15 protein-coding genes are annotated in these 18,846 nt (G+C 71.8%); 4 read left to right on the top strand and 11 right to left on the bottom strand.

Annotation, left to right across the window (positions count from 1 at the left end; genetic code table 11):
* Window positions 1-167 precede the first annotated feature (167 nt).
* Window positions 168-707, top strand: coding sequence for a TetR/AcrR family transcriptional regulator (locus ACIRQ7_RS34125; RefSeq protein ID WP_404266423.1), 540 nt, complete (start codon window positions 168-170; stop codon window positions 705-707).
* A gap of 192 nt (window positions 708-899) precedes the next feature.
* Here ACIRQ7_RS34125 and ACIRQ7_RS34130 read toward each other — a convergent pair whose 3' ends face one another.
* Together ACIRQ7_RS34130 and ACIRQ7_RS34135 are read right to left on the bottom strand one after the other, a co-directional pair.
* On the bottom strand, window positions 900-1,145 hold the full coding sequence (locus ACIRQ7_RS34130; protein ID WP_404266424.1) for a hypothetical protein: 246 nt from the start codon (window positions 1,143-1,145) through the stop codon (window positions 900-902).
* A 164-nt stretch (window positions 1,146-1,309) separates the two neighbouring features.
* Complete coding sequence (locus ACIRQ7_RS34135; RefSeq protein ID WP_403669423.1) at window positions 1,310-1,585, bottom strand: hypothetical protein; 276 nt, start codon at window positions 1,583-1,585, stop codon at window positions 1,310-1,312.
* A gap of 221 nt (window positions 1,586-1,806) precedes the next feature.
* Here ACIRQ7_RS34135 and ACIRQ7_RS34140 point away from each other — a divergent pair, with 221 nt between their 5' ends.
* Window positions 1,807-2,655, top strand: a complete 849-nt coding sequence (locus ACIRQ7_RS34140) for a bifunctional 5,10-methylenetetrahydrofolate dehydrogenase/5,10-methenyltetrahydrofolate cyclohydrolase (RefSeq protein WP_404266457.1) — start codon at window positions 1,807-1,809, stop codon at window positions 2,653-2,655.
* 94 nt (window positions 2,656-2,749) lie between these two features.
* Here ACIRQ7_RS34140 and ACIRQ7_RS34145 read toward each other — a convergent pair whose 3' ends face one another.
* On the bottom strand, window positions 2,750-3,565 hold the full coding sequence (locus ACIRQ7_RS34145) for a hypothetical protein (RefSeq protein ID WP_404266425.1): 816 nt from the start codon (window positions 3,563-3,565) through the stop codon (window positions 2,750-2,752).
* A 226-nt stretch (window positions 3,566-3,791) separates the two neighbouring features.
* Window positions 3,792-6,497 carry a SpoIIE family protein phosphatase gene (locus ACIRQ7_RS34150; protein ID WP_404266426.1) on the bottom strand — a complete coding sequence of 902 codons (2,706 nt, stop codon included), beginning with the start codon at window positions 6,495-6,497 and terminating at the stop codon, window positions 3,792-3,794.
* A gap of 625 nt (window positions 6,498-7,122) precedes the next feature.
* Here ACIRQ7_RS34150 and ACIRQ7_RS34155 point away from each other — a divergent pair.
* Window positions 7,123-7,479, top strand: coding sequence for a hypothetical protein (locus ACIRQ7_RS34155; protein ID WP_404266427.1), 357 nt, complete (start codon window positions 7,123-7,125; stop codon window positions 7,477-7,479).
* A 325-nt stretch (window positions 7,480-7,804) separates the two neighbouring features.
* Here the strand turns inward: ACIRQ7_RS34155 and ACIRQ7_RS34160 are convergent, their stop codons facing one another.
* Together ACIRQ7_RS34160 and ACIRQ7_RS34165 are read right to left on the bottom strand one after the other, a co-directional pair.
* On the bottom strand, window positions 7,805-9,301 hold the full coding sequence (locus tag ACIRQ7_RS34160) for an APC family permease (protein ID WP_404266428.1): 1,497 nt from the start codon (window positions 9,299-9,301) through the stop codon (window positions 7,805-7,807).
* Between the two features lie 317 nt (window positions 9,302-9,618).
* Window positions 9,619-11,700 carry a SpoIIE family protein phosphatase gene (locus ACIRQ7_RS34165; protein ID WP_404266429.1) on the bottom strand — a complete coding sequence of 694 codons (2,082 nt, stop codon included), beginning with the start codon at window positions 11,698-11,700 and terminating at the stop codon, window positions 9,619-9,621.
* Between the two features lie 376 nt (window positions 11,701-12,076).
* Here ACIRQ7_RS34165 and ACIRQ7_RS34170 point away from each other — a divergent pair, with 376 nt between their 5' ends.
* A complete protein-coding gene (locus ACIRQ7_RS34170; protein WP_404266430.1) occupies window positions 12,077-13,624 on the top strand; it encodes an AMP-binding protein in 1,548 nt (515 codons plus the stop codon).
* Between the two features lie 18 nt (window positions 13,625-13,642).
* On the opposite strand, the gene ACIRQ7_RS34175 is transcribed toward ACIRQ7_RS34170, so the two are convergent.
* From ACIRQ7_RS34175 to ligD, 5 genes are all read right to left on the bottom strand, one after another.
* Window positions 13,643-13,852 (bottom strand): hypothetical protein, encoded by a 210-nt coding sequence (locus ACIRQ7_RS34175; RefSeq protein WP_404266431.1) that lies wholly within the window; start codon window positions 13,850-13,852, stop codon window positions 13,643-13,645.
* Window positions 13,853-13,911: 59 nt separating this feature from the next.
* Window positions 13,912-14,535 (bottom strand): DUF6629 family protein, encoded by a 624-nt coding sequence (locus tag ACIRQ7_RS34180; protein WP_404266432.1) that lies wholly within the window; start codon window positions 14,533-14,535, stop codon window positions 13,912-13,914.
* 204 nt (window positions 14,536-14,739) lie between these two features.
* On the bottom strand, window positions 14,740-15,981 hold the full coding sequence (locus tag ACIRQ7_RS34185) for a PP2C family protein-serine/threonine phosphatase (protein WP_404266433.1): 1,242 nt from the start codon (window positions 15,979-15,981) through the stop codon (window positions 14,740-14,742).
* A 104-nt stretch (window positions 15,982-16,085) separates the two neighbouring features.
* Complete coding sequence (locus tag ACIRQ7_RS34190; RefSeq protein ID WP_401478417.1) at window positions 16,086-17,591, bottom strand: MFS transporter; 1,506 nt, start codon at window positions 17,589-17,591, stop codon at window positions 16,086-16,088.
* A 239-nt stretch (window positions 17,592-17,830) separates the two neighbouring features.
* Window positions 17,831-18,841, bottom strand: coding sequence for a non-homologous end-joining DNA ligase (gene ligD / locus ACIRQ7_RS34195; RefSeq protein ID WP_403669440.1), 1,011 nt, complete (start codon window positions 18,839-18,841; stop codon window positions 17,831-17,833).
* Window positions 18,842-18,846: the final 5 nt, after the last annotated feature.

The following is an 18,846-nucleotide window of genomic DNA, read 5'->3' on the forward strand; positions in this document are numbered from 1 at the left end:
GGAAGGGCGCGACGGCGGGACCGTCGAGCGGGACAGTCGAGCATCAAGTGCCACACCTATGTGACAGTTAACCGTCCCGTCGCAAGAGCCGGAGGGCACTTTCCGGGGTATCGGTCCCAGTCATGTTCTGGTTCATCGGTCCCGGCCATGCCTATGCTCCGGTCACGATGAGAGCTGACGCGGCACGCAATCTGGACGCGGTCCTGCAGACCGGAGCGCGCCTGCTGGCGAGCGATCCCGGGACGAGCATCGCGGCGATCGCGGCAGCAGCGGGCGTCGACCGGCGCACCGTCTACCGCCGCTTCGACACCCGCGAGGCCCTTTTGACCGCCATTCACGCGGCCAAACTCGACGCCTGCGAGCAGGCCCTTGCCCAGGCACGGCCGGCCGAGGCGCCCGTGGCAGTGGCGCTGCACCGGTATGCGGAGGGCATCATCACCGTCGCCAGGCGGTGGCCGGTGGATCTTCAGCAGGTACGGGACGACGCGGTCGCCGCCCGGTTCCGGCAATTGATCGAGCAGCTTGACGCGTTCATGGCCCGCGCGGTGCGTGAGGGGGTCCTCCGCCCCGGCCTCCCGGACCGCTGGGCCCGCTCGCTGCTCACCCACCTCACCCACCTCGCCTCACACGAGATGCCGGAACTGACTCCGGCTCAGGGTGCCGACATGGTGGCCCGGTCCCTGATCAACGGACTCGGCCCCGCCTGAGGCCGGTGTCAGCCGGCCTTCTTCCACTCCGCACAGCCGTGGGTCTCGAACGTCTCCCCCTTGTTGATGGTGATGCGGGAGGGGCCCTCCGGAGTGCGGTGGGCGATGATGGTGTCCATCTCGCCGGAGCTGTCCTTGTTGCGCGCCCAGTAGCAGAGCGGCAGGTCGGAATCGCTGGGGCCTGCTGTCTTGTTACGTGCCCGCGCCGATGTCCTCGCCGACGAGACAGCCGCCCTGGCCGATGGTGTCCCCGGGCTCTGCCGCCCCCTTCTCGGCGGGCTCCGGAGCGCCCTTCGGCTTCCCGGCCGCCGCCTTGGCGAGTTTCGCCTCGGCCGTGACGGTGACCGTCACGGCGGGGGCGGGTCGGGCGGACTTCTTGCCGCCGGTGTCCTCCGCGCCGCCGCTGCCGGCCGCGGCGCCGATCCCGAAGACCACCACGACGCCGACGGCGCCGGCCAGGACCTTCAGGACGGGGTGCTTCTTCTGGGGCGTCCCGAGTCCTCACCACCACTGGGGTGACCAGGGTGTCAGGTCGGTCGGAGACCTCTGGAAACAGGCCGAATGCTGCGCTCCGCTTGTGAGTACAGACCCACAGAGCAGGTCTACTCGCAGGCGTCGAGCGCGGCGATGCGCTCGCGGTAGGCCGCGCTGTCCTGCTCGGTGAGCGGCAGTCGGCCGTCCCCCGCCAGGTGTGAGGCGACGTACGTGGACTGTTTGACGGCCTCGGGCAGCGGGCCGGGCAGGTTGAGCAGGAACTGCCCCTGCTCCGCGGTCTCGATGACCATCCAGGAGTCGGTGCGGTGAGCGTCCTCCAGATCGGTCGATTCGATGGTGCTCACTGCGGTCACGGTCAAAACGGGCGGAATCTCAATAGCCATGCCCCCTCCCTAACAACCAGCCGGGGTCCGTGGCCAGCCCTGCCCCCGAGGCATGCCTCACACCCGCTCCGGCTCCCCTACGCTGGGCGCAGGCCGTGACTGGCGCTGAGGTGGAGACCACCGGTGAGCGGCCCGGCGTCCCTCGTCATGTGCCGCGCGCCTGGGCGACTCGCCGCGATGCGCAGGAGTAGCCCGTGTCCCGTACACAGACCGCCCGTCTCATGGACGGCACCGCTCTCGCCCGCCGGATCGTCGCGCGCAGCGCGGCCACGGCAGCGGAGATCACCCGGCGGACCGGCACGGCTCCGTGCCTGGCGACCGTGCTGGTGGGCGACGATCCCGCCGCCGTCACGTACGTCCGTATGAAGCGTGCGCGGTGCGAGAAGGCGGGGATCCGCTCCCGTCAGCCGGCCCTCCCGGCCACCACGACCACTGCCGAGCTGGTGGAGACACTGACCGGCCTGTCCCGGGACCCCGAGGTGCACGGCATTCTGCTGCAGCACCCCGTCGGGCCGCATATCGACGAACGCGCCGCGTTCGAGGCCATCGCTCCCCACAAGGATGTCGACGGCGTCACGATGCGTTCGTTCGCCGCGATGAGCTTCGGCCTGCCCGGATTCGTTTCCTGCACCCCTGGCGGCATTCTGCGGCTGCTCGACGAGTACGACGTCGATCTGGCCGGCAAGCGTGCCGTCGTGGTCGGCCGGAGTGCCCTTCTCGGCAAGCCCGTCGGCATGCTGCTGCTCGCCCGCGATGCCACGGTGACGTACTGCCATTCGCGGACCACGGATCTGGCCTCGGTCGTCTCGGAGGCCGATGTCCTGGTCGCCGCGGTGGGCCGGCCGCGGTTCCTCCGGGGCGCGGACATCCAGCCGGGTGCCGTGGTCATCGACGCCGGCTACCACCCGGGGAATGTGGGCGATAACGATGTCGACACCGCAAGGGAGCGCGTGGGTCTGATCACTCCGGTCCCGGGCGTCGGCCCGATGACGATCGCGGTGCTGCCGGCACAGACCGTCGACGCCGCCATGGAGCAGACAGCGCCGGGCATCGCCCTGGACGCCGGCTGAGCTGCCCCGTCCGCGGGACGGCCGAGCCGGCTCTCCCACCGCGCGCAGACGGGGGAGTTACGGCGCACCGCTCAGGGATGCGCCGGATGCCGCGTCAGGAGCTGAGGTGGTATTGGGTCCAGGGCTGCTGGGCGTGGGTGGGCTCCTCGTGGGTGGGCGGGAACGTTCCCCATGCGGCGAGGGCGTGGTCCCAGTCGGTGGGCAGCGCGGCCATCTCCGGAACGGATTCCCCCTGCACCGGGGAGGGGTACCAGGCGGACGACGCCGGGTAGCCCGCCGCCGCGTAGGTGCCCGGCGCGCTGTTCCAGTTCGCCGACTGCTGGGCGGGGATGGCGCATTCGGCGTCGCGGGCCTCGCCCGTGCCCCGCCGGTGCCGTCCCGCCTGCCCCTCCCCGCCGTGCACGGCGCCGGACGGCAACCGCCCCTGCGCCGACAGCTGTTGGGCCCTGGCAAGCAAACGCGTCAGATCAAGTCCGAACTCCGTGGCCAGCTCCCGCAGATCGACCCCCGTCTGCCAACTGCCGACCAGCACCGCGTCGAGGGCCGCCGACCATCCCGCCTCCCCCGCGCCGTTGGTGCCCGTTCCCTCGCCGGGCACCGCGCCCGTCGTGGCCTGCGGCACCGGAGCACCCGCCGTACCGTCCTGGCAAACGCCGGTCCCGTCGCCCGGATCCCCCATCGCCTCGCCTTCCCGCAGCAGCGCGGAATCCGAAGCGGCGGCCAGCAACTGATCGGCTACGGCGCGGGCATCGTCCTTGCCCACGGTCCGCCGGGCCACCCGCACCTCCCGCTCGTTCAGCCCGAACAGCCCGGCCACGGCTCCCGTGTTCCCCACCGTCACCGCAAACGCCGCGAGCACCCGCGAACGGTCCGCCTGCGCCTCGTCCAGCTGCGCCTGCGCCTCCCTCACCCGTTCGTCCCCAGCGCAGAAAGCTTCCGCCAAAACGGCATGCCGTCCCCACAACTCTCTTGGCTCCATACCCACACAACGTCACCAGAGTCCACACGAATCGATCTTCTCCACCAAAACCCTCTAAAGGACCTATTCGCCCACCAAATGTAAATATTGCTGCGCGCGGGAGAGGGAGGCGGGAGCGCCGGTCGGGGACACGCCCCAGGGGCGGAGCCGGGCGCGCTCAGGGGTCGTACGGATGGCCGGAGGCGGCGTCCGTCGGCAGCGGCTGCTCCGTCCAGATGACCTTGCCGTCCGCGGTGTAACGGGTGCCCCAGCGTTCGGCGAGCTGGGCGATGAGGAACAGTCCCCGGCCGCCCTCGTCGGTGGTGGCCGCCTGCCGGAGATGGGGGGAGGTGCTGCTGCGGTCGGAGACCTCGCAGATCAGGGCCCGGTCGCGGATGAGACGCACGCTGATCGGGCCGCTCGCGTAGCGGATGGCGTTGGTGACCAGCTCGCTGAGGATCAGCTCGGTGGTGAAGGACTCCTCCGCCATGCCCCACTCCGCGAGCTTGCCGACCGCCGCGGCACGCACCTCGGCCACCGCGGAGGGATCGGACGGAACGTCCCAGTCGGCCACATGGGCGGTGTCCAGCACGCGGGTACGGGCGACGAGCAGCGCGATGTCATCGCTGGGGCGGTCGGGCAGCAGGGCTTGCAGGGCCGCCTCGCAGGTCTCCTCCGGAGTCCGCTCCACGTGGCCGGCCAGGGTGGCGCCCAGCAGCGCCAGCCCCTCGTCGATATCGCGGTCCCGGTCCTCGACGAGCCCGTCCGTGTAGAGCACCAGGCGGCTCCCCTCGGGCAGCCGCTCTTCCCAGGTCTCGAAGGGCAGCCCGCCCAGCCCCAGCGGCGGGCCGCCGGGCACCTCGGCGAATTCCGCGGTGCCGTCGGGCCGCAGCACCACGGGCTGGACGTGTCCGGCGCGGGCGATGGTGCAGCGGCCGGAGGCCGGATCGTAGATCGCGTAGAGGCAGGTGGCACCGCTGACCCCGCCCTCGGCGCCGTCCACGGCGTCGTCCTGGTCAATCCGGGCGACGAGTTCGTCGAGATGCCACAGCAGCTCGTCGGGGGGCAGGTCGAGATTGGCGAAGTTGTGGACGGCGGTGCGCAGCCGGCCCATGGTGGCAGCGGCGTGCAGGCCGTGGCCCACGACGTCGCCCACCACGAGTGCGACTCGGGCTCCGGGCAGCGGGATGATGTCGAACCAGTCGCCGCCGACGCCCCCGAGCCCGCCGAGCCCGGCCTGGGCGGGCAGATAGCGGTAGGCGGCTTCGACGGCGTTCTGATCCGGCAGTCCGCGCGGCAGCAGGCTGCGCTGGAGCGTCACGGCCATGGTGTGTTCACGGGTGTAGCGGCGGGCGTTGTCGACGCTCACGGCGGCGCGGGCGACGAGTTCCTCGGCGAGGGAGAGGTCCTCCTCCTCGAAGGGTTCCGGCTTCGCCGAGCGCCAGAAGATGGCGACGCCCAGGATGACGCCGCGGGCACGCAGCGGCACCGCGATCATGGAGTGGATGCCGCTCTCGACGACCTGCCGGGCACGATCGACGGCCTGCTGCTCCCATCCGGCGAAGGCCGCCAGATCCGGTTCGAGGACCGCCTCACCGTTGACGAGGCCGCTGCCGAGGGGAGTCGTCGGGACGAACCGGATCGTCTTGCCGATGGGGTAGAGCCCCGTGTCCTCGGGGTGTCCGCCGACGGCCGTCCGCCGCATGTCGGTGTCGGCGCCGGTGGCGACCGGCTCCTCCCCGCGCAGCACCGGGAGGGCCAGGTCGACGGTGACGATGTCGGCGAAGCGGGCCGCGGCGAACTCCGCGAGTTCTTCGCAGGTGCGCACCACGTCGAGGGTGGTGCCGATCTCGGTGCCGGCGTCGTAGAGGAGTGTCAGCCGTCCTCGGGCGATGTCGGCCCGGCCGGTGACCGCTTGGAGTTCGGTGGTGTCACGCAGCGTCGTGACGCTGCCCGGCGGACCGCCGTGCTGGTCGGTGGACCGTTGGTTGACGGCGAGCAGGCGGTCCTCGACCGGATGCACCTCGTCGGTGACGATCCGCCCGGAGGCGAGCAGCTGGGCGGTGGCCGGATCCAGCCCCAGCTCGTCGATCGTGCGTCCTTCGACGTCCGACGGCAGGCCGAGCAGGCGGCGTGCCTCGTCGTTGGCGAGGAGCAGCCGGCCGTCCCCGCCGACGATGAGCACGCCCTCACGTACGGCGTGCAGGACCGCGTCGTGGTGCTCGTACATCCGGGTCATCTCGGCCGGGCCGAGGCCGTGGGTCTGGCGGCGCAGTCGTCTGCTGACGAGGGCGGTGCCGCCGGTGGTGAGCAGCAGCACGCCGGCCGCCGCACCGAAGAGGAGGGGGAACTGGTCCTCGACGACGCCGCTGACGCGGTCGATGGTGATGCCGGCGGAGACGAGCCCGACGACGGTGCCGTCGCGACCCTTGACGGGGACCACGGCCTGGACGAGGGGGCCTATCGTCCCGGTGATCTTCTCGGTGACGATGCCGCCGGCGAGCGCGGGCTTGATGTTGCCGACGAATCTCTTGCCGATGCGGTCGGGCAGGGGGTGGGTGTAGCGGATGCCGTCGGTGTTCAGCACGACGATGAAGTCGACCTCGGAGCGTTTCCTGGCCTCTTCGGCGCGTGGCTGGAGCACTGTGGTGGGGTGGGCGCTGCGGAGCGCCTCTTCTATGCCGGGCGCGTTGGCGAAGGTCTCGGCGACGGCGACCGATCGGTTGCGGGCCTCGCGCTCCCCGTCGGTCCTGGACTGCAGCACGAGCGCCGTCATGGCGGCGGCGACGAGCAGCAGCACGATCGCCACCTGCAGGAGAAAGACCTGGCCGGCGACAGTTCGCATCTTCAGAACCGAACGCGGGCGGCCGTAGCGTCCGGCCATGTCCTCTTTCTACACCTCCCGCATACGGTGGGCGACCCGCGCGATGCGGAGCGCAGCGCCCCTTCCGCGGCCCGGCCGGGGACGTTTGCGGGCCCCGGCCCGGCGGCCCTGGATCCCTTCCTCGGGGAACCGGCCCGTGGCTCGGTGCGGCGGGCGAGGCACGGCCCCGGGTCGGGGCGGCGTCGCGCCGAACGTGGCCGCGGGCAGTCCGCTGAGGTGCTTCGATGGTCCCGTAGTCCTGGCTCGGACACCAGAGGGCCAGTAAACCAGCGGGTATGTTTCCCGGCTATGCGGCTGCGTGAATCTTGGCAATCTCTGCCAAGGGAGGGGTATTGCGGCCCGCGGGTCTCCTCAGCCGTGGTCCACGCGACCTGCGGCCGTCCGTGTGCCTCAGGATCCCGCCGCGGCGGATGACGGATCTCTCGCGGGGCTGCGGGACGTGTAACTCTTGCCACAGGGCCGGTGGCCGCGACGGCCCCGGCCAGGCGGCCGGGCGAAAGCAAAGACCCGTACAAGATGCCTGGTCAACCGGGCTCGTCGGCGGCGGCTGACGGGCGCGGGGACGGGCGCTGCGCCCGGATCGGCTCCCAGCAGGCAGGCGAGCCGGTGTGAGAGCTTCGTGGGCATGCATGTTCCAGAGGAGATCCGTGCCGAGGCGGCCGCGCTCATCGACCACCACGCGCTCGGTCTGTGGAAGCCGAACGACGCCGACCGGCGAGCCGCCGTGGCGCTGTTCCGCTACCTGGAGACGGGTCGCCCCCTCACGGGCGAGCAGATCCGCTCCGTTCTCGACCATGCCGGGCCGACGAGTGACGCCAGTGAGGACCTGCTGGGGCTGCTCCGCGGCACCGCCGGCCTCCTGGAGGACGCCGAGGTGGCCGACGGCCCCGCGGGGCGGGACGCCGTCGACCACGTCTGTCTGCTCCTTGACGCACTCGCCCTCGCCCGCACCACCGGGGAAGAGGGGGCAGCGGGGCGGTAGCGGCGGCGAGCGGCAGGGCCGCTCCGCCTGAGGGACCCCGGGTCTTCGCCTGAGGGGCCCAGGAGCTTCGTGGGGATGAGGCCGGGCTCGCGGGGGCCGACCTGATCCCCACGTCACGTCCTGGGCCGTTTCCGCAACGTCCCTCCCCCGGCCGGAGCCGGTAAGTGCCCCGGCCCCGCGACGCCTGGCACGCACTCGCGCCGCACCGGGCGCAAGCCCGAGAACCTCCGCGGTACGAGGACGCGCACCCGGCCTGCCGAGCGCACGCACCGGACGCCGCAAAGGCCCGTCCTCCGGGCGGAAGACGGGCCTTTGCGGATACGGCCTAGGCGGACGCCGGGACTGTCGCGGGCTCACCCTCGGGATCGCCGTCCGTGCCGGCGGCGTCCGGCTCCGCGGCCGGTGCCCGCTCGTCCTCGGGTACCGAGATGACCCAGTGGGTCTCCTGCCGGGGGCGCAGGTAGCAGGCCCAGTACAGGGCCGCCGCCGCGACGATGGCGCCGGTGATGACAAGGCTCTCGGTGCTCTGCTGACAGAGCACCCATGCCAGCACCAGGACGAGCAGTGCCGGGATCGCCGGCCACAGCGGCATCCGCCACGCCAGCCGGTGCTTGTGCTCGCCGCGGCGGGAGACCAGGGCGCCCAGCGCGACGAAGACGTACATCGCGGCGACGGCCACGCCAGTGACCTCGCTGAGGGTGTCGAGGTTGACGAAGCACAGGGCCGCCCCGGGGACGCCGACGCCCAGCGTGGCCGCCCAGGGCGAGCCGAAGCGCTTGCCGACGTGCGAGAAGACGCGGTTGACCCGGTTCGGCCAGGCGGCGTCGCGCGCCGAGCAGAAGACCACCCGGGAGTTCTGGATCACCATCACGATCGCGGCGTTGATGATCGCCAGGGCGATGCAGAGGCTGACGAACGTGCCGACGCCCGAGTTGCTCCAGGACTCGACCATTCCGGCCACGTCTCCGGCGCCGAGGGTCGCCAGGTCGGGTGCGCCGAGGGTGATCGCGATCACCGGGACGAGCACGACGGCGACGCCGATGCCGAGTGTCCACAGCACGGTGCGGGAGACGTTGCGGCGTGGGTTGTCCATCTCCTCCGCGAGGTACACGGCGGTGGAGAAGCCCTGCAGGATGAAGAGCGCGGTGGCCAGCCCGGTCACGATGAGGCCGGCGGTCAGGGCGGTGCTGTGTCCGTGGCCCGCGTCGATCACGGGATGTACGAGCACGGAGGCCGACCGGTTGGTGTGGGTGAAGCCGAGGAACGCGACGACGGCGCAGGCCACGACCTCCAGGACCAGGAAGATGCCGGTGATCCAGGCGTTGGCCCGCAGGTCGAGCAGGCCCATGGCGGTGGCCAGCAGCATGACGCCGGCCGCGGTGAACTGTGGGTCGAGATGCACGATCGGGGCCAGATATTCGGCGGTGCCCAGGGCGATGATCGGCGGCACGATCATGACCACGATCAGTGACAGGACGAAGACCAGCCATCCGGCGAGCCGGCCCATGAGGGTGCCCACCATGGCGTACTCGCCGCCGGAGCTCGGGACGAGTGTGCCCAGCTCGGAGTAGGTGAAGGCGACGCCGATGCAGAGCAGGGCCGCGATGGCGATGGTGAGGGCCGTTCCGGTGCCCAGCGAGGCGAAGGAGTCCGGCACGATCACGAAGAGCGATGACGCCGGGGTCAGGCAGGACAGTGTGAGCAGCGTGCCTCCCACCACACCGATGGAGCGGGTGAGTTGGGGGGTGTTCCCCTCCGTCGTTCGGTGCGGGTCCCTCTCGGGAGTCGCGGAGGCAACGGGTGTGGAGGGTGTATCAGTCATCCGTGTCCCATCGGTGCTGGCGGCGGGAAGGGGGCACCTTCTGCGGTGAGGGCCTCGAAGCGGTGCAGTCGGGGAAAACTGCCGGCTTCGCTTCGGTGACCGAATACAACCCCCGGCCGGGTCGTACGTCAAGGTCCCATGGGCAACGAAATCAGTTGCGTACAAGGCCTCTTGAGGCCCTGATCCGCTCCTCATGAGCCAGACACGCACGGATTACGCGGCAATGGCGCGCCTGGGCGGGGCGTACGGATTCCTCAGCGCGGTGGCCGGATCCGATGGGGGTGGCGGGATTCAGAGGGTCCTGCGGAGGTGAGCCGTCAGGCGTCGAGCGCGTGGGCGCGGGCGATGAGCAGCGCGACATCGTCGTGATCGTTCTCGTGGCGGAGCGCACCCAGGAGGTAGTCGCAGAGCGCTTCCAGCGGGCGCTCGGGCTCGGCGAGCAGGCCGAGGAGCACGTCCAGGCGGGTGTCGATGGCCTGGTCACGGGTTTCCACCAAGCCGTCGGTGTAGAGCACCAGCTGATCGCCGACGTGCAGCGGCACGGTGGTCTGCTCGAACCGGACACCGCCGACCCCGAGCGGGGCGCCGGTGGGCAGATCGAGCAGTTCGGGGGCCTTCCCCGGCCGCACCACGATGGGCGGGAGGTGGCCGGCCACCGCGATGCGGCACAGCTCGCGGTGCGGGTCGTAGACGGCGTACAGGCAGGTGGCGAAGGCCGGATCGAGGCCGGCCGCGATGTGGTCGAGGTGCCGGAGCACCTCGGCGGGGTCGAGGTCCAGGTCGGCGAGGGCGCGGGTGGTGGTGCGCAGCTGCCCCATGGTGGCGGCGGCGTTGATGCCGCTGCCCATGACGTCGCCGACCACCAGCGCGGTCTTGTCGCCGGCGACCGGGATGGCGTCGAACCAGTCACCGCCGACCTCGCTGGCGGCCTGGGCCGGCTGGTAGCGGAAGGCCATCTGCATACCGGTGGGCTGGGGCGGCCGGTGGTTCATCAGGTGGCGCTGGAGGGTGAGGGCGGTGCGGCGTTCGCTCTGGTAGGAGCGGGCGTTGTCGATGCAGACGGCGGCGCGCGCGGCCAGTTCGACGGCGAGGACGGCATCGTCCTCGTCGAACGGCAGCGGGTTGCGGACGCGGTAGAGCGACAGGGCGCCGAGGACCTCGCCGCGGGCGATCAGCGGTACCGCGAGGTAGGAATGCAGGCCCGCACGGCCGAGGAGGGCGGCGCCCTCGGGGTCGGCGGCGATGTGCCGCAGGTCCTCCTCCTGGACCTGGGCCACGAGAACGGGGCGGCCGTCGGTGACACAGCGGGTGATGAGCCGGTCGGCTTCGTAGGAGGCGATCTGGCCGGTGGGGTCGGCGGCGCGGACCGCGTCGGTGGGGTACGCCGTGGCCACCGCCAGCGCCCGGAAGCGGGCCGGGCCGCCGCGGGACAGCCCGGCCGGGCGGCGGCTGTCCAGGACGGCGTCGAGGACGTCCACGGCGGCCAGGTCGGCCAGCTCCGGCACGATGACATCGGCCAGCTCATGGGCGGTCTGGTCGACGTCCAGGGTGGTGCCGACGGTCGCCGACGCGTCGGCGATGACGGCGAGCCGGCGGCGGGCGCGGGCGGCCTCACTGGCGGCGCGGTGCTGCTCCGTCACGTCCACCACGGAGGTGGCGAGGCCGAGGACCCGGCCGCCGGGGTCCTCCAGGCGGTAGTAGGAGACCGACCAGGCCTCGTCACCGGACTCGGCGGTGGTGCGGCCGACGGTGAACTGGTCGAGCAGCGGTGTCCCGCTGGCGAGGACCTCCTGCATCCGGGACACGATGACGTCGGTGTCCAGGAAGGTCAGGGCGTCGCTGACATGACGCCCGATGTGCCCCTCGGCGGGCAGGTCGTTGATCCGCTCCAGTGCCGGGTTGACCATGACGAACCGCAGGTCGGTGTCCAGCACGGCCAGGCCGATCGGCGACTGGGCCACCAGCCGTACGGACAGCGCCAGATCGCGCTCCACGCGTCGCAGCACGGTCTGGTCGGTGGCGATGCCCAGGGCGTAGGACGCGCCCTGCTCGTCCTGGAGCCGCATATTGCGGAATTCGACCAGCCGGGTGCTGCCGTCCTTGTGGCGTACCGGGAAGACGCCCGCCCAGCTCTCCCCCGCGGTCATGACACGGGAGAAGAGGCCGAGTACCAGGTCGAGGTGTTCGGGACCGACGAGGAGGTGCGCCGCCGACTGCCCGAGCGCTTCCTCGGGGGTCCAGCCGAACAGCTCCTCGGCCTGCGGGCTCCACAGCGTGATGCGGCCGCGGGCGTCCAGCATCACGGCGGCCACGCCCAACACGTCGAGCAGGCCGCCGGGCTCGGACGGACCTGCCCCCACCGAGGCGACGTCCTCGGGGAACGCGTCGGTCGCACCCATCCAGCACTCCTTCCGTCGGCCTCCCGGGGCCGACAGCCGTGGTGCTCTCCGCGCACCGGCCGTCTCTCGCCGTGCTTGTGCTGCCCTCCATCATCCCTCCAGTGGGGAGGGACCCGCAGGGAGAGCGGCCTGCTCGGGAGATCTTTCCCCCGATGCGAGCAGTTTCCAAGACGCTGGATTTCCTTCATCGAGAATTTCGCGGCGCCGGGGAGGCTCCGGTGTGGCCGAGAGCCTTCGGTACGGCCGCCCGTCGACTTGGAGTTGTTGATCAATAGGGGCTACTCTGGGTTTAGTTGCCTCTAGCAACTAACTACCCGGATGCCGCACCGCCGGAGTACGTGAACACTCACACCGGCGTCAGGAGGAAGCCCTACACATGTCAGCCGCCGCCCCGACCTTCCGTACCTACGTAGAGGAGAACCTCGATGCACTTAGCGCCGATCCCGAGCGCGAGGCCCTCGTCCATCAAGGCCGGCGGGTCACCGCGGGCGAGTTCCGCGACCTGGTCCACCGCATGGCACGGGCACTGCACGCCCAGGGCGTCGACCGCGGCCGGACCGTCACGCTGCTGAGCGGGAACCTCCCGGAGATCATCGCCGCGCGCTACGCGGCCAACCTGGCGGGCGGCCGGGTCAACTTCCTCTACAACAAGCTGTCCGCCGACGCCCAGGCCGCCATCGTCCGCGACGTCGAGACACACGCCCTGATCGTCGACCCCCGTTTCGCCGAACGGGCCGCGGAGATAGCCGAGTTGGCCTCCATTCCGGCCGTTCTCACGCTCGGCGGCGCGAAGCTGGGCGAGGACCTGCTGGAGCTGGCGGCCGGGCAGTCGGCCGAGCCGTTCGCCGGCCGGGCGCAGCCGCAGGACGTGTGCACCATCCGCCACACCGGCGGCACCACCGGACACCCCAAGGGCATCTGCACCACCTTCGACCAGGTGCGGTGGTTCAGCAGCGTCATGACCGAGGAGCCCGGCAGCGGGCGTCGCCAGCTGGTCTGCACGACCCTCGCGCACGCCGCCGGCATGATCGCCGACAGCACGCTGCACGACGGCGGCACCGTCGTCCTGCACGACGACTTCGAACCCGGCGCGGCACTCGCCACCATCGCGCAGGAGCGCATCACCGACCTGTTCCTGCTGCCGCCGCTGCTCTACCAGCTGATGGACCACCCCGACGCGCCGCACACCGACACCTCCAGCCTGCGCACCCTGACGTACGGCGGCTGCCAGGCGTCCCCCGCCCGCATCGCCGACGCGGTACGCGCCTTCGGTCCGGTGCTGCTGCAGGGCTACGGGCAGAACGAGGCCGGCGGCATCAGCGTGCTGACCTCCGAGGACCACGACCCGGCCCGCCCGGACCGGCTGCGCTCCGCCGGGAAGGTGCTGCCCGAGGTCGAGGTGGCGATCCGCGACGAGTCCGGGCGCGATCTGCCGGCCGGGGAGCACGGCGAGGTCTGCGTACGCTCCGAGATGATCATGCAGGGCTACTGGAAGCAGCCCGAGCTGACCGCCGAGGTGCTGCGGGGCGGCTGGCTGCACACCGGGGACATCGGATTCCTCGACGACGACGGCTACCTGACCATCGTCGACCGGATCAAGGACATGATCGTCGTGGTCGGCGGCCATGTGTACACCACCGAACTGGAGGACCTGCTGAACTCGCACCCGCAGGTCCTGCAGAGCGCCGTCTTCGGTGTCCGGGACGCCGACCGCATGGAGCGGGTGCACGCCGTGGTGGTGCCCGCCCCCGGCGGCGGGGTCGACGCGGAGCAGCTGCGTGCCATGGTGCGCGAGGCGCGCGGTGCGATGTACGAGCCGGCCCGCCTCACGTTCACCGGCGCGCTGCCGCTGACCGACGCGGGCAAGCCGGACAAGAAGGAGCTGCGCCGGCAGGCGGAGCAGGAGGGCAATGCCGCGGGCTGAACCGCCGGCGGACACCTGCTATCCGCTCCAGACCTCGGGGCCGCCGCCTTGCCATTCGATGAGGTCGGTCTCCTCGACCTCCACCTCGTCCAGCCCGGCATGCCGCAGGTAGGTCACCAGGTCCTCGATCCGGTGGGCGGTGCCCGGTCTCCTGCCCGTGACCGTCACCCGCCGTGCCCCGTCCGGGCCCGGCGGGTGCACGGTCACCCGTGGTGGCTGCTCGTCCATGGGACCAGGCTGCGGCCAAGGCCGTGCACGCGCACGTCGCGGGCCGAAGGCCGCGAGGGTTAGGCGGCCTGCCGCCGCGGGGTCCTGCCCACCCAGCCGAGCAGCATCAGGGCCGCCACCGCGGCGAAGGCGCACCAGGTGGAGACGAACTCCAGCCGCCACAGCAGCGCACAGATCACCGCCCCCGCCCCGACCAGCGCGCCGAGCAGCCGCAGCAGCGGATCATCGGCGAGCAGCAGGGAGCCGACGGTGCCCAGGAGGTAGCCCGTGACGAGCAGCGGCGCATACGGCAGGTCGAAGAGGTAGCCGACGGTGTGGCCGCGGATGTCGGCGGTGACCGGGCGGGTGGCCAGAAAGTACGCGAGGGCGGCGGCGGTGGCCGTCCCGATGGCGGCCGGGAGGAGCAGTCGGCGCCGGGCTCGCGGCGGTGCGGCGAGCAGCACCCCGAAGGGCACCCAGACCGCCAGCAGGGGCAGCGCGATGACCGCCCAGGCCACCGTGGCCGGGCCGCTGCCGCCTCCGGAGCGCCAGACGACGGACTCGATGATCTGGTGGGCGCCGAGCAGCAAGGGCAGTGCGGCCAATGGCAGATCGCAGGCCCGGCGCAGCCGCGTCACACCGGCCGCTCCCAGCGCACAGATGGCGGCGCCCGCCACCAGATCCGCCGTCGCGCTCCAGCACATCGCGTCCCCCAGACCGGGCCGCCGTGGTCGCGGTGCGCACGCGCCGGTCCCGTCGTAGCTGCTGACCGTCAGAGTCCGGGAGATCGGTACCGCGACCGCGCCGGCGGCGGTCGGGCGCCGCGGAAGTCCACTCCCCCGCGCCCGGGATTGCGCCGACCGCGGCACCGCGCCGACGGCCCCGCGCCGGGCGGCCGGCGGCGGTCGTCAGAGCCGGATGATGACCAGGGCGGTGTCGTCGGTGGTGCCGCCCGGCGGGAGCAGGTCCCTCAGCAGGGCGTCGGCGAGTTCCTCGGGGTCGCTTCCGCGGTGCCGGGAGAGCGACCCCGCGAGTGAGGCGAGCCCGACGTCGATGTCCTGGCCGCGGCGTTCGATCAGCCCGTCGGTGTAGAGGACCAGGATCGCTCCGTCGGTGAACGGCAGCTGTGCCTCAGGGCGGGCCACATGCTGCTCGGGTCTGGCCCCCAGCGGCGGGTCGGTGGCGCCGTCCAGGAACACCACGGTGCCGTCCGGGTGCAGCAGGGCGGGTGGTGGATGCCCGGCGCTGCTGTAAGTGAGGGTGTCCGTGCCCCAGTCGATGATGGCCTGCACCGCGGTGGTGGATTCGGCGCCGTCCACCGTGCGCGCGTAGAGGCCGAGCACCTCCAGGGCCTGCGCGGGCCCCCTGGCCACCAGAATGGCGGCGCTCAGGGCGCTGCGGAGCTGGCCCATGACGCAGGCGGCCTCCAGCCCGTGGCCGACGACGTCGCCCACGGCCACGGCCATCCGGTCCCCCGGCAGGTCGGCGAGTTCGTACCAGTCCCCGCACACGTTGAGCGCGCCGATGGCGGGGCGGTAGCGCACCGCCGCCCGGTGGTGACCGACCTGCCGGGGCGCCGGGAGCATCGCGTCCTGGAGGGCGAGCGCCACCTGCCGGTCGCGGGCGTGGGCCTGGCGCAGCCGCTCGTTGATGTCCTGCAGCTCCCTTGCGCGGGTGTAGAGATCGGCCTCCATCTGCTGGCGTTCACCGGCGCGGTCCGTGGTGGCGCCCATGCCGACGGCCCGGACGAGTTCGGTGACCTCGTCGACCCGGTGCACGAGCAGGAGCACCGTGCCGTCGGGGCCGAGCACGGGGGAGTTGACCGTGCTCCAGTACCGCTCCGCGTAGTGGCCGGGACGGTCCGGGTCCTGCACGTCGTAGCGCCGCACCGGCATGGCGTCGGACGTGCCGGTGGCCACCGCACGCATCAGTGACTCCTCGAGGTTGCGCACCCCGGAGGCCGCCGGGTCGCCGGGGTTGTCGGGGAAGACGTCGAAGAGGTAGCGGCCGATCTGGTGGGACCGCTGAAGCCCCGAGAGCCGCAGATGGGCCTCGTTGACGTCGACGATCACCAGCTCGGGGGTGAGCAGCAGCGCAGCACCCGGCAGGGCCTGGAACACCGCCGCGTAGTCGATGCCGGGTTCGCTCACGTGCCGCCTGCCTCAACCGTGCTCACGATGGGTGGCACTCAACGATAGGCACGAAGTGCCCCGCCCGCGCCCCGGAGCGCCCCGGCCTCGGGCGGTCCGCGTCCTCATGCGTCCGGCGGCGCCTGTGTCACCCGGGTCCCGGGGTGCAGATGCGCGCACACGAACGCGACGACCAGCGCCGCGGCCATCCCGTAGAAGACCATCTGGTTGCCCTCCGCGAAGTCCCTGCGGACCGCGTCCATGACTTCCTGCGTGGCCTGTGAGGGGGCACCGTTGCCGGTCTGTGGTCCGCCGCCCTGCCCGGACAGGCTTTCGGCGATGCCGCGGGCCATGCGGTGCGCGGTGCCGGCGGACAGTCCGCGGTCCTCCAGGCTCGCCACGATCCGGTCGGTGGTGACGGTGGTGAGCACGGTGCCCAGCACGGCAAGGCCGAGGCTGGCGGCGTAGTTGCGGATGGTCTGGGTGATGCCGGTGACCTCGCCGTAGGAGGCGTTGATGGCGCGATTGACGGCGTCCGTCGAGGCGGGGGCCAGCAGAAAGCCGATGCCGGCGCCGGCCAGCACGATGTACGGCCACTGGGCGCTCAGCGACAGGTCCGTCAGCTTGTGCGCCCACAACCCGAAGCCGACGGCGCCGAGTGCCGTCCCGAGCCGGAGCGCGGGTTTGGCGCCGCGGGTGTCCAGGATCCGGCCGCCGAGCTGCGAGGCGACGCCGAAGCCGATGAAGAAGACCAGCAGGTACAGACCGGCCTCGTTCGGCGACGAGCCCAGCGCGACCTGGGCGTACACCGAGGCGAAGAAGAACACCGGGACGAAGGCCATCATGGCGAAGAACAGCACGGCGTTGTCGGCCACAAAGGCCCGGTCGGCGAACACCCGCAGGGTGATCAGGGGGTGGCGGGTGCGGAGTTCGAGGCGGATGAAGAGCCCGAGCACGAGCAGCCCGCCCACGATGCAGCCCCAGGTGGCGGCGCTGTCCCAGCCCCAGGCGGAGGCCTGCTGGAGCCCGAGCACGCTCAGTCCCATACCGGCGGCGATCAGGATCGCGCCGCGCCAGTCCAGCGGCTCCCGGCGGCCGTCCCCCGGGATGTGTGCCAGCAGTGTCAGGACGATGGCGATCACCGCGATGGGCACGTTGACCCAGAAGATCGCCCGCCAGGTCCAGGTGGTGAGCCAGCCGCCGAGAATCGGGCCGATGGCGGTGAGCCCGCCGGAGAGGCCGAAGAACAGCGCCAGCGCCCGGCCGCGGCGTTCGACGGGGAAGACCATGACGACCACCGCGAGGGCGGCCGGGAACATCAAGGCGGCGCCGAACCCCTGCACGGCCCGGAAAAGGATCAGCCAGGTCTGGGCGAAGTCGCCCCTCGGTACCGCGCCGCACAACGCGGAGGCGATGACGAAGACCAGGGTGCCGATCAGCATGACGCGCCGGTGGCCGACGATGTCGGCGAGCCGGCCGCCCAGCGCGAAGAACGCCGCCAGGGAGAGCAGATAGGCGTTGACGACCCATTGGATCCCCGACGAGGACAGCCGCAGTTCGTCGGTGATGTCGGGGGCGGCGATGGAGACGATCGTCTGGTCGATGAACGTCATCGACACGGCGAAGAGCATGGCCGCGAGGGAGAGCGTCTGGTTCGCCGCTCCTGCCCGTGCCGTCGGCTGCGCATCCGGGGGTTTCTTGTCATTCTCCACGGGCCGAATGCTGCCCGTCCCCCGTGGTCGCCGCACGGGGACGGGCGGCGCCGAACGCCGCTTCGCGTCCCGTACGGCAGGCCAGGTACGGCCGGGGCGGGCAGCGGCGCCTTCCGCCGTTCAGGTCATGGGCGGCGCCGGTGTCCACCGGCCGCCGGTCAGTGCTTTTTGGCCCGGCTCGGCTGGACCCTGGCCGGTTCGCCCGGCATCTTCGGGTGGTCGGGCGGATAGGGCTTGTCGCCGTGCCCGTCGTCCCGCTCCTGCCGGTCGGCGAGTTCCAGGATCGATTCGAGTCCGAAGGCGTGGTCGTCCATCTCCGCGTGCAGATCGCCGAGTTCGGCGAACCGCGGCGGGACCGTTCGCAGGTCGAAGTCCTCGGGTGTGACGTCGGGGAGTTCCTCCCAGCGCAGGGGTGTGGAGACCGTCGCGCGGGGCCGGGCGCGCAGGGAGTAGGGGGAGGCGATGGTCCGGTCGCGGGCCATCTGGTTGTAGTCCACGAAGACCTTTTCGCCGCGCTCCTCCTTCCACCAGGCGGAGGTCACCTGATCCGGCATCCGGCGCTCCAGTTCCCGCGCCACGGCGATCGCCGCGCGCCGGACCTCGGTGAACGTCCAGCGGGGGCTGATCGGCACGTAGACGTGCACCCCTCGGCCGCCGGAGGTCTTCGGCCAGCCGCGCAGTCCGTGCTCCGTCAGCAGCTCCCGCAGTTCGAGGGCGACGGTGGCGGAGTCGGCGAAGTCGGTGCCGGGCTGCGGGTCGAGGTCGATCCGCAGTTCGTCGGGGTGCTCGGTGTCGCCGCGCCGCACCGGCCACGGGTGGAAGGTCAGGCACCCGAGGTTGGCCGCCCAGAGGACGGCGGCGGGTTCGGTGGGGCACATCTCGTCGGCGAACCGCCCGCTGGGGAAGGCGATACGGGCGGTGGGCAGCCACTCGGGCAGCCCCTTGGGCGCCCGCTTCTGGTAGAAGAAGTCCCCCTCGACGCCGTCGGGAAAGCGCTGCATGGTGGTGGGCCGGTCGCGCAGGCCGCGCAGCACCCCGTCGGCGACCGCGAGGTAGTAGTGGGCGACGTCCAGCTTGGTGAACCCGCGCTCCGGGTAATACGTCTTGTCGGGATGCGACAGACGCACCGTGCGCCCGGCGACGTCCAGCTCAACAGCTCCTGCGGCCATGTCTC

This window comes from Streptomyces sp. NPDC101393 (assembly GCF_044767385.1).
GTDB lineage: Bacteria > Actinomycetota > Actinomycetes > Streptomycetales > Streptomycetaceae > Streptomyces.